Annotated in this window: 12 protein-coding genes, 1 tRNA gene and 1 pseudogene; 8 read left to right on the top strand and 6 right to left on the bottom strand. The window is 60.6% G+C overall.

Features of this window, described 5'->3' with window-relative positions; genetic code table 11:
* Window positions 1–185: 185 nt before the first annotated feature.
* Both EB235_RS31415 and EB235_RS31410 read left to right on the top strand, forming a co-directional pair.
* Window positions 186–644, top strand: a complete 459-nt coding sequence (locus EB235_RS31415) for a phasin (RefSeq protein ID WP_027033544.1) — start codon at window positions 186–188, stop codon at window positions 642–644.
* A gap of 348 nt (window positions 645–992) precedes the next feature.
* Window positions 993–1,069: transfer RNA gene (locus EB235_RS31410), tRNA-His, on the top strand.
* A gap of 147 nt (window positions 1,070–1,216) precedes the next feature.
* Here the strand turns inward: EB235_RS31410 and EB235_RS31405 are convergent.
* Complete coding sequence (locus EB235_RS31405) at window positions 1,217–2,107, bottom strand: LysR family transcriptional regulator (protein ID WP_027033545.1); 891 nt, start codon at window positions 2,105–2,107, stop codon at window positions 1,217–1,219.
* 120 nt (window positions 2,108–2,227) lie between these two features.
* Between EB235_RS31405 and EB235_RS31400 the strand changes: the two genes are divergently transcribed.
* On the top strand, window positions 2,228–2,896 hold the full coding sequence (locus EB235_RS31400; protein WP_027033546.1) for an NAD(P)-dependent oxidoreductase: 669 nt from the start codon (window positions 2,228–2,230) through the stop codon (window positions 2,894–2,896).
* Between the two features lie 6 nt (window positions 2,897–2,902).
* Here EB235_RS31400 and EB235_RS31395 read toward each other — a convergent pair whose 3' ends face one another.
* Window positions 2,903–3,820, bottom strand: a complete 918-nt coding sequence (locus EB235_RS31395; protein WP_051429775.1) for a LysR family transcriptional regulator — start codon at window positions 3,818–3,820, stop codon at window positions 2,903–2,905.
* A 290-nt stretch (window positions 3,821–4,110) separates the two neighbouring features.
* Between EB235_RS31395 and EB235_RS35320 the strand changes: the two genes are divergently transcribed.
* The 5 genes from EB235_RS35320 to EB235_RS31370 all read left to right on the top strand — a co-directional run bounded on the left by EB235_RS35320 (window position 4,111) and on the right by EB235_RS31370 (window position 7,765).
* Window positions 4,111–4,554 carry a histidine kinase dimerization/phosphoacceptor domain -containing protein gene (locus tag EB235_RS35320; RefSeq protein ID WP_027033547.1) on the top strand — a complete coding sequence of 148 codons (444 nt, stop codon included), beginning with the start codon at window positions 4,111–4,113 and terminating at the stop codon, window positions 4,552–4,554.
* Between the two features lie 75 nt (window positions 4,555–4,629).
* Entirely contained in the window at window positions 4,630–5,493 is an 864-nt protein-coding gene (locus EB235_RS31385) for an SDR family oxidoreductase (protein ID WP_027033548.1), read from the top strand.
* Between the two features lie 37 nt (window positions 5,494–5,530).
* Entirely contained in the window at window positions 5,531–6,004 is a 474-nt protein-coding gene (locus EB235_RS31380; RefSeq protein ID WP_027033549.1) for an SRPBCC family protein, read from the top strand.
* Window positions 6,005–6,044: 40 nt separating this feature from the next.
* Window positions 6,045–7,112: an alkene reductase gene (locus EB235_RS31375; RefSeq protein WP_027033550.1), complete on the top strand. Its 1,068-nt coding sequence runs from the start codon at window positions 6,045–6,047 to the stop codon at window positions 7,110–7,112.
* A gap of 143 nt (window positions 7,113–7,255) precedes the next feature.
* A complete protein-coding gene (locus EB235_RS31370; RefSeq protein WP_027033551.1) occupies window positions 7,256–7,765 on the top strand; it encodes an SRPBCC family protein in 510 nt (169 codons plus the stop codon).
* A gap of 227 nt (window positions 7,766–7,992) precedes the next feature.
* On the opposite strand, the gene EB235_RS31360 is transcribed toward EB235_RS31370, so the two are convergent.
* The 4 genes and pseudogenes from EB235_RS31360 to EB235_RS31345 all read right to left on the bottom strand — a co-directional run bounded on the left by EB235_RS31360 (window position 7,993) and on the right by EB235_RS31345 (window position 12,146).
* A complete protein-coding gene (locus EB235_RS31360; protein WP_027033552.1) occupies window positions 7,993–9,132 on the bottom strand; it encodes a mandelate racemase/muconate lactonizing enzyme family protein in 1,140 nt (379 codons plus the stop codon).
* 37 nt (window positions 9,133–9,169) lie between these two features.
* Window positions 9,170–9,422: pseudogene (locus EB235_RS31355) on the bottom strand (cyclophilin-like fold protein); the annotation flags it as partial.
* 394 nt (window positions 9,423–9,816) lie between these two features.
* Window positions 9,817–11,361: a GMC family oxidoreductase gene (locus tag EB235_RS31350; protein WP_027033553.1), complete on the bottom strand. Its 1,545-nt coding sequence runs from the start codon at window positions 11,359–11,361 to the stop codon at window positions 9,817–9,819.
* Window positions 11,358–12,146 (bottom strand): GntR family transcriptional regulator, encoded by a 789-nt coding sequence (locus EB235_RS31345; protein WP_245268895.1) that lies wholly within the window; start codon window positions 12,144–12,146, stop codon window positions 11,358–11,360. The genes EB235_RS31350 and EB235_RS31345 overlap by 4 nt, the downstream gene beginning before the upstream one ends.
* Window positions 12,147–12,153: the final 7 nt, after the last annotated feature.

The raw sequence follows: 12,153 nt of genomic DNA, 5'->3' as shown, positions 1-12,153 counted from the left end.
GGCGCGAAGGTCCACAAGCCAGAACGTGCAAAGGCTGGAATCTGGCCTCTTGGTTAACGGCCCAAAAGAAATTATGGTGCACTGCAACAAAGATATTGCAATGCACAAAATTTGCCTTTATATTGCCATCATAACTGAACGAGACGGCTTTCTGTCAAAGCCGCTGCCGCTGAAAAGGATGGAAAATGTCCAGGACCAAGACTGCCGAGACGATCGAAAACGTTGAATTCCCGAGCTTCGACGCTTCCAAGGCCACCGACCAGATGCGCGCTTTCGCCGAAAAGGGCGTTGAGCAGTCGAAAGAGGCCTATGCCAAGCTCAAGACCGGCGCCGAAGAGACCCAGAAGGCTCTGGAGTCGACCTACGAGACCGCCAAGACTGTTTCGAGCGACCTGTCGCTCAAGACCATCGCTGCACTGCGCACCAATGCCGAAGCCGGCTTCTCGCATCTCGAAGCCCTGATTGGCGCCAAGTCGCTGTCGGAAGTCGTCGAACTGCAGACCTCCTTCCTGCGTAAGCGTATCGAATCGACCGTCGAGCAGGCCAAGGACTTCCAGGCTGTTGCCTCCAAGGCGGCCGAAGACGTCACCAAGCCGATCAAGACCGCCTTCGAGAAGGCCGTGAAGGACATCAAGGCTGCCTAACATTTGCGCTTGGTCTGAAGATGCAACAAAAGGTCGCATTTTCATAAAAACGATCAAGCGTATGATGGTAGCCATAAAGGAATACCCGGCGAGTGGAACCTCCTCCCTCTGCTCCCCGGGGTGACCAGCCAGCACCTCCTCCCGCTGGCTCGTAACAGGAAAAGGCCGGCACCTCCTCCCGCCGGCCTTTTTCTTTGCCTGGCACTCTGCCCTTGCCTGGGTAACGACATGCCGATGTGGGCAAGTGCCCTTTGCTTTCCAAAAGCCTTGAATTAAAATCCATAAGCCCGTAAGGACGCATCGCCGAACGACGGAGCAGATCGCACCTCGATCCGCTCAGGCAAACGTGCCGTTGTAGCTCAGATGGTTAGAGCGCCGGATTGTGGATCCGGAGGTCGCTGGTTCGATCCCAGCCAACGGTACCATCGGTTATTTCTCTAAGCTGTTGATTTTTCTGGCGAATTTAGCGCAATCTCCTCTTGCGGTTGCGCCATTCTGGCCTTTTTGTGATACCGCCGTTGATTTTGCGGTTTAGGGCGTATGAGGTCGTTGGAAGGCATGAGCGCGACACCTCATTTGCCGATATAAGCCGCCAGTTCGTCAGGCGTCCCCATAGGGAAGGCCTCCTTGAGATAGTTCAGAAACGCTGACACCCGAGCGCTCAGGAGCCGCTTGGACGGGTAAAGCGTCCAAAGAACAATGTCAGGTCCGTCGACCTCGCCCCATTCTACCAGCGTGCCGTCTGCGAGATCGTGGCTCACGAGCGACAAAGGTAGGCGGCCGGCGCCGACGCCGGCTCGCACCGCGTCCCGGACCATGACAAGGGATGTTAGAGCCAGAACGGGCTCGATCATAATTGAAGTCGGGCCGGTGGCGGTCATCACTTGCCATGTCAGTCGATCGCCCGCCGATCGTACGACGGCGGGCACTGTCATGTTCGCCGTCGGCCGGGCGAGACCCGGGCTAGCGGCGACCACCAGTCGATCGTGCAGGAACGCTCGCCCGACAAGGGTCTCATCCGGATTCGGGTTTACCCGGATCACCAGATCAAACCCCTCCTCGATCATATCCACAGCGCGGTCATCCGTAGAGACCTCGAGTCGAACTTCCGGGTACTTCAGCGCAAAACCGGCGGCGATCTTGCCCATTGCGGTTTGAGAAAAAAGCAATGGTGCACTTATCCGCAGTTTGCCTCGCGGCCGCTGTCCGCCCGAGGCAATCGTTGCTGCGGTTTCGTCCAGTTCGGTCAGCAAATGGCCTGCCCGTTCGTAAAGCGCCCGCCCTTCCTCGGTCAGTTTGAGTGCCCGCGCGCCACGCTCGACAAGTCGCAATCCGAGGCCAGCCTCAAGTTCTGCCACCCGTCGCGACAAAGTCGCCTTGGGGCGTGTGGCGGCCCGTGCTGCACGGCCGAAGCCGCCATGGCGGGCCACGAGCACGAAATCCGCGAGAGCCAGCAAATCCATCTGTTCCACCAATGAGACGTTGTGTCCAATATTAGCGTCTATCGCGTCGTCTGTGAACCACTCATATTCACGACACAACCTACCCAACTGCAAACGTCTCACCCAACGAGGAACAAAGCCATGACCAAGTCCACAAACGACAATCCCCACGCCGCGCAGACCAAGATATTGGTTTTGGGGGCGACGGGGCCAACTGGCCGTCTCATCGTCAGCCAGGCATTGGCACGCGGATATGAGGTGACGGCGCTGGTCCGATCTCCCGAAAAAGCGGCGGATATGAAGGGCGTTCGGCTTGTTGTCGGCGACGCCCGCGACGAGAAGACCCTACGCCAGGCCGTGACCGGGCAGGATGCCGTCATCAGTGCCCTGGGCACTCCGGCCAGCCCGTTCAAGCAGGTGACGCTGCTCTCGACCGCGACCCGCGCGCTCGTTAAGGCAATGAAGACGGAACACTTCTCGCGCCTGATCACCATCACCGGGATGGGCGCGGGCGATAGCGCCGGCCATGGCGGGTTCCTGTTCGATAAGGTGATTTTCCCGCTGCTCCTGCGCAACGTCTATGCGGACAAGAACCGGCAGGAAGCCGTCATCCGTGAGTCCGACCTCGATTGGACGATCATCCGGCCATCCGTTTTGAACAAAAAGGCGGGACGCGGCAATGTCCGCACTCTAACCGATCTGTCCGCCTTCCATGGCGGCACCATCTCGCGGGAGGACGTTGCGAAATTTGTCCTCGACCAGGTGGATAGCGACGCCTGGCGGCATCGTTCGCCACTGATTACATGGTGAAGGTCGTCACGCCCCATCGTCAAACCAGCGGCGGTTGCCGGCAACCCGTTTGCGCATAAAGTCGACGAAGGCTCTTGCAGCCGGGCTGCGTTCCTTACCGGCAGGCATGACTAGACTGACATCGACGGCTGGAACGCTCCAGTCGGGCAGAACGCGAACGAGATTGCCGGCCTCGATCTCAGGCGCGGCCACATATCTCGCCGTAGCCGCGATCCCAGCCCCGTTAAGCACCATGCGATCTATTGCCTTGGGATCATTTGCGGTGAGCCGAGCGGTGGCCTCGACCTGGTGCTCCACGCCGTCCTTGTCGCAAAGCGACAGACGCCGGGGGAGACCATCGCCACGGGGGATGAGGAGCAGATCGTGGGAGCGCAGATCGTCGATCGACCTGGGCCAACCGCGCCGTTCGAGGTAGGAGGGTGCGGCGCATAACAGGCAGGCGATTGCTCCAAGCCGTGTCGCGACCAGATTTGAATCAAGCATCGGACCCATTCGGAAGGCCACATCAGTCTGTTCGGCGACAAGGTCAACCGTCCTGCTCGTCAGTTCGAGAGACACATCGACGTCTGAAAACGCGAGGGAAAACACAGGAAGAATTTCGGTCAGCACCTCCATGCCAAAGCCGATTCCAGCGGTGAGCCGCAGCCGGCCTCGTGGATGCGACGCCAGGCTGGTGGCCATATCGAGGACCTCGTCAACGCGGGTAACGATCTCGCTAAAATGACCGAGCAACGCCCGCCCAGCCTCGGTCAGTACGACCTCGCGGGTTGTACGTTCAAAAAGGCGAACGCCAAGCAGCGCTTCCAACCGCTGGATCGAGCGACTGATGGCCGACTTGCGCACTGAGAGGACGCGGCCCGCCCCTGAAAAACTCAATAGCCTGGCGACCGTCTGGAAGGCGCGCATATCGTCGACGTCAATCATCGTGAACTCCCTTGGCGGAGACACCGGATCTGACATGCGGCGTCAATCCATCGTGCGAAACAAAACTGGCACACGAAAGGGGCAGAAACGCACGGCGAGTTTGACGCCGGCGTGTTGCTGCCCGCGGCACTCAGCAGCAAGGCGGGGCCAATTGTCGCGATGTAGGGACACTGCGGTGCACTGCGCCGATCTTGTAGCGGAGCGTCGCTGGAATGCATCGTGAGGCCCGCGTGCACTTTGTGCCGGGCTCCTTGATCGGACCGGTGCAACCCATGAAGCCCCTTTTTTGAGTGAGCGCGTACACGGCCGCTGGCCGCATTGCGGAGCTGGCGGTTGTGCTCGAGGCGAAGATCCTACTGCTCCTGCAACTCGATCACCGCGTTAAGAACGATCTGACCTTGATCACCGCGCTGCTGCGATTTCAGGCGCGCACCGTCGAAAATCCTGCGATCTCCGCAAAGCTCGAAACAATGCTGGAGCGCGTCGACGCCGTAGCGACCGTCCATCGGCGGACCTCTCAGTCGCATGACATGCGGCGTTTCGACGTCTCCGCTTTCGCCGGAGATCTTGTGATCGACGTCATCGGCATCAGCGGGCGCACGGACGTTACCCCAGTCGCCATTTTCCCGGCCAACTCTTGCCATCCCGGAAGCCGGATCCGCTGCACTCGACGCTGCCGCCTCATTGCTCCGACCAAGGCTTCTATCGTTCCACCAGTGAGACGGTGCGTCTAAATTGCGCGGCTAGTGGGTGTGAATTTGGGCCGTTAGATTGTTACCAGACTTAACAACCAACCAGGAGTAACCTCTATGACCATCCTCGTAACTGGCGCGACCGGCAATGTAGGCCGCAACGTTGTCGAACAACTTGTGAACCGTGGCGCAGACGTGCGCGTTCTGGTTCGCGACCCTTCCAAGGCCAATTTCCCGGCCGGTGTCGAAGTCGCCCAAGGCGACCTGCTCGACGTCGACGCGCTGCGCAGCGCCTTCTCGGGCGTGTCCACGCTGTTCCTGCTGAACGGGGTAGTGGCCGACGAATATACCCAGGCGCTCGTCGCCTTGGCCGTTGCTCGCGAAGTCGGCATCGAGCGGATCGTCTATCTCTCGGTGATCCACAGCGACGTCTACGTGAACGTGCCGCACTTCGCGGGCAAGTTCGGCGTCGAGCGGATGATCGAGCAGATGGGCCTCAACGCCACCATCCTGCGCCCGGCCTACTTCATGGACAACGACATCACCATCAAGGACGTGATCACCGGCTACGGCATCTACCCCATGCCGATCGGCAGCAAGGGTCTTGCCATGATCGACGCCCGCGACGTTGGCGAGATCGCTGCGATCGAGCTCATCCGCCGCGAACAGTCGTCCACGCCGCTCCCGCTCAACCGCATCAACCTGGTCGGCCCGGATACGCTGACGGGCGCTGATGCCGCGGCGATCTGGACGGACGTCCTCGGCCGCCCGATCGCCTACCCCGGCAATGACACCGCGGGATTTGAGCAGAACCTGCGACAGTTCATGCCGAGCTGGATGGCCCTCGACATGCGCCTGATGGCCGAGCGCTTCCTGACCGACGGCATGGTCCCGGACGCCGGCGATGTCGATCGGCTGACCACCCTGCTGGGCCGCCCGCTGCGCTCGTACCGCGACTACGCCGCTCAGATCGCTGCCTGAGCGCTGCTGTCCACAACACCCAATCAAGGAACACACTATGATCTATTCAACTGCAACCGTTCCGGTGAACCCCGCCGGCGAGACCAAGCTCACGCGCGAGCAGGTCTGGAAGGGCCTTGAGCTGAAGGCGCGTGACGCGCGCCTTTTCCTCCCGCCCGGCGTCTGCACGCGCTGCGACGTCGTGGAGGAGAGCGCGACCCACTTCGTGCGCGAAGCCACGATCGCCGGCGCCGACCTCCGCGAAATCATCACCCTTGAGCCGCAAAGCAAGATCACCTTCTTCCAAGCGATCGGCCCACGCGAAGGCGCGATTATCAACGAGCTGTTCGAGGATGATGCCGGCGAGCTGCAGCTCAAGTTCTATTGCTACACTGGTCTTCGCGGCAAAGAGCCGAATGGCCCCGAGGAGCAGGCTGAGCAGACGCAGTTCGATAGCGAGAAGGGTTACAAATCCGCTCTGCTGTCGACGCTGACACGCACGCGCGAGCTGCTTGCCGCAGGCAGACTCTAATCCTCAGCCCCCCGACAAACCCAACAATAGGAGAAAACACATGACCTATGTCTGGTCCACTTTCAAACTCGGCAACCTGCAACTGCCGCACCGCCTCGCCATGGCGCCGATGACCCGAAGCCGGGCCAAGCCCGACGGAACACCCGGTGATCTGGCTCCCGAGTATTACGCACAGCGCGCCACGATGGGTCTTCTGATCACCGAGGGCACCCAGCCGTCCGAAGACGGGCAGGGTTATCTGGCCACGCCAGGGATCTACAACGACAATCACGTGGCGGGGTGGCGGAAGGTTGCCGACGCCGTCCATGAGACGGGCGGTCGTCTGTTCATCCAACTCATGCATGTCGGCCGCAGATCCCATCCGGAAAACACGCCGCACCATCGCCAGCCGGTTGCGCCTTCGGCGATTGCCTCCGGTGAAAACATGTTCACGGTTAAAGGCATGCTGCCGGTTCCGGAACCACGCGAGCTCACAACCGCTGAAGTTCGGCAGACCATCGCCGATTTCGCAAACGCCGCCAAGCGCGCGATCGAAGCGGGGGCCGACGGCGTCGAAGTTCACGGTGCGAACGGGTATCTGGTGCACCAGTTTCTTGCGCCGAACGCGAATAAGCGCACCGACGAATTCGGTGGTTCTCTTGAGAACCGCGCACGGTTCGCGATTGAGGTGGTTCAAGCGATCGTCGGTGCGGTCGGTGCCGAGAAGACGGCGATCCGGCTGTCGCCGGGACTACCTACGGGCGGCATCGCCGAAGGCAACGAGAACGACGATCTCTACCGCTACCTGGCGGCCGAGTTTCATAAGATCGGGGTTGCCTATCTGCATATCCTCCATATCGGCAATGAAGCGCTCTTGGCGGACATCCGGGAGGCTTTCGGCGGGGTCTTGATCGTCAATCGCCCGGGCCGCCCGCGCGAGCAGGTCGGGGCCGATGTTGCCGCCGGGGTTGCCGACATGGAAGCTCTAGGCGCCATGGCCCTTGCCAACCCGGATCTGGTCACACGTCTCAAAGAGGGCGCGCCATTGAACGAGCCGCGGCCGGCACTGTTCTATGCCGGCGGCGGGGCTGAAGGCTACATCGACTATCCCGCTCTTTATCCCGCCTGAGTTTACGGCGCGGGCGAAACGCAAACTCGCCCGCGCCGGCAACTGGCCGAAACAAGAGGGAGAGACACCGTGTCCGAAAACGCCGGCTTCTGCCCACCGCGGTGCCTGTTACTTTTGCAATCACATTAACAAGGAGAAATATCGTGACGATCCATGTTGAAACTAGCCGCGCAGCGCAGCTGAAAGTCGCGGTCACGCGAGAAGTGTTCGTCGCGAACGCCATCCAGGAAGTCTTCGACTTCGTTGCTGCCGAAGATGTCCTGCCCAAGATCCTGACCGGCTACGGGATGGTGCCCGGTGTTGCGTCGACTTCGGATGTTTCAGGTCCGTGGGATCGGCCCGGCTCGCACAGGATCGTCCAGCTGACGGACGGCAGCACCGCGCACGAGGGTGTCACGCACTACGATCGGCCTTTCTACTTCGCGTATCGGGTGAGTGACCCGAGCTTTGCGCTGAAGCATCTCATGGGTGAAGCGCGCGGGCAATTCTGGTTCGAACCGGCCAATGGCGGCACGCGGGTGAAATGGACATACACCTTTCTCGCCAAGAACTGGCTTACCAAACTCCCACTCACCCTGTTCGTGAAGAGCCAATGGAGGGGTTACATGGATGTGTGTCTCGCAAACGTCGTCAAGCACTTCGCCCCGGCCTGAAGCCCGCGCCGTCCGTGTTTGTTTCGGTCATGCTTCGGTTTTCGTTGCAGCGCATGAAGTTCACAGCGCCGATTCACTTTGCGACCTGTGTCACCCTGTCGAGGTGAGGGATCACCGCAATTTTATGCGGAACGGTGATCCCAATCCCGACAATATTGCCTCCTTTTTCTACTATCTGGCGGATGGTCCGGCGGGCAGATCGGCGATGCCGAAGCCGGTCGGTCAACTCATTTGCGATAAAGACGTGGATTTTCTGGCGCGACACCCAGTTCCGACCGGGCCAGGCGCTTTGGCCTGATCCATTCGCTGCGCGCTTCTTGCGACAGCACCAGTCCGTGGCCCGGCCGATCGGGCGCATGGGCGTACCCGTCCCGGATTTCGATAGGCTGTTCCACCAGATGATCGAAGTTCTGAAATGAATATTCCAGCCATTCGACCTCGGGAAGCGCGACCGCCGTGTGCACGCCAACCTCCAGGAAGGTGTTACCTAGGCTGACCGGAATCCCGAGTTCGGCGGCCAGCCATCCGATGCGCATGACATCCGTCACCTGGCCGTGGACATTCAGGATGTCTGCCGCATGGGCTTCCAGAAGAAGCCGCTTGCCCTGGAGATCCAGATACTCGCCGCTGTTGATCTGGGTCCATGTGACGGCATGCCTGAGCGTTCTCAGCCCTTCATGGTCGTGACGCAGGATCGGATCCTCGACCCAGAGAAGATCGTGGCCGGCCTCGCGGATCGCCACCAATTTCGTGAGCGCTTCCTTCGAGGTCCAGGCCTCGTTCGGATCGATCATGATTTTGGACCCGGCCGGCACGCAGGTCTTCAACAGTTCGAGGCGCCGCAGATCGCGGTCGAAATCAGGGTGGCCGACCTTGATCTTGAAAGCCGAGTAGCCAATCGATGCAGCGTGGGAGAACAGCGAGACGAAGGCGTCGTCGTCGAGGTGAAAATCGAGACCGCTGGCATAAGCCTTCACCCGGTTGCGGCGACTGCCAAGCAAGACATGAAGGGGCAGGCCGGCTTCCTTCGCCGCAAGATCCCAAAGCGCCACCTGAACCGCTTCGTGAAAGGGCAGGGAGTGAGCCCGCTGATTGCCACCGCGCGGACGGTGTACACGGTGAACCAGGGCGATCGCCCTGTTTCCCTTCAGGGCCGGCCAAACCTCATGCTCGAAAACAGCCTCGATCTCCGTCTGATCCGGCAACGGATTGAAGAGTGTCTGGATGAATCCCAGCCCCACCTCACCACTTTCGGAAACGAGCTCCAGCGCCGCGCCGTTGACATCGTCCGCCCGAACCTGGCTGTCCCCGATTACCCGGTCGCGGGCGAACTGAAATCGGGTTATACGAAAATGCGAAAGGCTCATCACGCGGGCTTTCTGATCGATTACCTCATCAAACATAGGGCTGCTCGTTGGCGAACGGAACCGCTTCCCTCCTCCGTTAGCTTGCGCGGCAGATAGGCGATCTTCTCGTTATGCGCGTAGTCCTCGATCTTGAGGCCCAGCGGCAGCATGGAGAAGAAGTCGCGCGCCGACGGATTGTCGTGGAGCGTGGCGGTCATTGCGCGGCCGTTAAAAGTCATCCTTATCTTCATGTCGGTGGGCTCATGGCTGGCTGGGGCCTTGCCTTCTTGGCTGGCGGCTGCGCGCGGCAAGGCCGCCGGGCTATCACCTCTACTACCCGAGCAGGCGGCAGCTCTCGCCCGCGATGGCGGTAATCGTCGAGGCGCTCCGACATCGCATCTGACCCCAAGCCGGGCCACTCTGACTTCTGCGCTGCGGACAGCTTGCCTTGCGCTGGTTCGGTGAGGGGACGACGCGGACGTATTCTAGACTAGGGCGGGCTGAAACTGCTCCGTTACCTGCGCTACAACCCGCGCTTCGACGCCACGACTGCGATATCCGTGAAGTCACCGAGGATGTGATACCTATTGTGCTACAAATCGAGCTTGAAATCCGAAAAAGAACAACGAAAACAACAAGTCGATGTGGGTGTCGATCCCAGACAACGGTACCAACTGGCCAATCCTCAGCGCTGGAATCACAGGGTCAAGATTGTAGGATTTCCCGGTGCCGTCGAGCGAAGGTCTCGGCGATCGCAAGCACCGCAGCATGAATCGGTCCCGCGGTGAGGTTCGGCATAATCGACGCGTCCACGACAAAAAGATTGTCTAGCGCCTTCAATCGTAGATCTGCATCGACGACGGCATCCGCGTCCTTACCCATCCTGCAAGTTCCGCAGGGATGATGGTGTGTGATGACCGACCGCGCGATGAAGTCGTCCATCTCGGCCGCACTGTTCAGGGTGCCTGGCAGGAGTTCGCGCTCTCGCCAGCCGGCAAGTTCATCGCTATGCCCGATTGTTCGTGCTGCCTCGAGGGCCCGGCGAAACAGCCCGCGGTCCCGACCGGTTTGCAGATATGCCGGGTCGATGATCAATCGATCGCCGAACTCAGGCCCGCTTATGCGCAGGCTGCCGCGGCTCGTCGGATGGGTGATGCCGAACAGCAGCGAGTAGGCCGTGCCGGCTTCAGGCGCCTGGAAGCTTTCGGATACGATCGGCGCGACGCCGCAACCAACGACGATTTCAGGCTGCCCGGTAGCGCTGAAGCTGTCAGCGCTCATATAGGCCATCGACTCCGAATGTTGGAGGCGCGACGGCGGCACCGGCTTGCGGGCTGCATAGAGGTTGCCGGCACCAAGCAGGTGATCCTGAAGGTTGCGGCCGATTCCAGGCATGTCGATCAGGCAGCCAACGCCAGCCGCATCGAGCATATCGTGCGGACCGATGCCCGAGCGCATCAGCAAGGCCGGACTTTCCAGCGCTCCGGCACAAAGGATAATTTGATCCGCAAAGACTTCGGCCGAACCCTGTTGCCCGACGACCTCGAGGCTGCGGACCTGATTGGCTCCCAGGTTGAGCCGGCTTACCCGGGACCCCGTAAGGATTGTCAGGTTCTTGCGGCTTCGAACTATCCCGGTAAGCCAGGCGTCCGCCGCAGTGACCCGCCGCCCGTCACGAATGTTCAAGGAGTTCGGAGTGACGCCGATCATCTCTCCGCTGTTGTGGCCTTCAAGGCGAGGCAGACCCAACGATGCGCCTGCCTCGATGAAGGCGCGAGCAACCGGACTGACTTCGTCCCCTGGCAAATGGATCGGCAACGGCCCGCTTTTGCCATGAATGCCGTCGCCGCCAAGCGGGTGATTTTCGATGGACTGGAAAACGGGCAGCAGTTCATCCCAGCTCCATCGGCGATCCCCCGTCGCATCGACCCAGGCCTGGAAATCGGCGGGATGGCCACGCATATAGCCCATCGCGTGCAGGCAACTCGAGCCGCCGATCAGCCGCCCGCGTGCCCAATGATGCACCCGGCCCGCTGTGCCGGCTTGCGGCTCCGTGCGATAGTCCCAGTCGTAGCTGCGGCCCTGAAGCGATGGCCAGGCGGCGGGGTTCCAGATGTCGGGGTCGCTCGCCTCTTCGCCTGCCTCGATCAGCAGAACGCGTCTGTCCGGCGCTTCACTCAGTCGCGCGGCAAGCAACGTCCCGGCCGAGCCGCCACCGACGATGACGATATCGCAATTCGGAGAACTCAAATTCCGTGGTCCATGGAAATCTTGGCTGCCGCTTTCGCCCTCAAGACGTGCTGTTTCGAGGCTTTGCGGGCGGCTTTCTCGTCGCCGGCGGCGATGGATTCGAATATCTCTCTCATCTCCGCCAGGCTGCTTTGCGCCCTGCCTTCCAGGGACATCGATCGCCCTCGAAAGAAGCTTATCCTAGCCACCAGACCGCGATGGACCTCCTCCAGGATCGGATTCCCGCAATTGGCGAGTATGATCGAATAGAAGTCCGCGGCGGTCATGACCTGCGCCAGGCTGTCATTGCTGGATGCCGCCTCTTCGAACGCGGAAAGAGATTTCTCAAGCTCACGCAGCTGCTCAGGCGAAATTCTCAGCGCGCATCGTCCCGCTGCCTCGACTTCCAGCAGCTCTCGAACCTCGTAGATGGCGGTTGCCACCTCCCAGGAAAGCGCCGGTATCGACGGTCCGCGGTTGGGCACGATCTCGATCAGGCGCTCGGCTTCAAGACTGCGCAAAGCCTCCCTCAGCGAGGGGCGGCTAATGCCGAGCTGCGTGCACAGCTGACTTTCGATCAGGCGGCTTCCCGGCTGGAACAATCCGGAGAAGATGGCGAGCCGTAACTTGTCGACGGTCTCCCGTTGCACGGTCCGTGGCGAAATTCGCAAATTCAAATCTGGGGGCATCGGTAACGCCTCTTGGGCCTTTGGGTCGCAATGTGAAACATCATACGCCACGCTGTGGAAATTTGACAGCAGGATAGCCAGATTGTCAAATCCGAAGATTGCAAGAATGTCAGACAATCCGCTT

The organism is Mesorhizobium loti R88b (genome assembly GCF_013170845.1).
Lineage (GTDB): Bacteria > Pseudomonadota > Alphaproteobacteria > Rhizobiales > Rhizobiaceae > Mesorhizobium > Mesorhizobium loti_B.
Note: the sequence above shows the minus strand (reverse complement) of the source record. Positions and strands in the feature narration are given on the sequence as shown.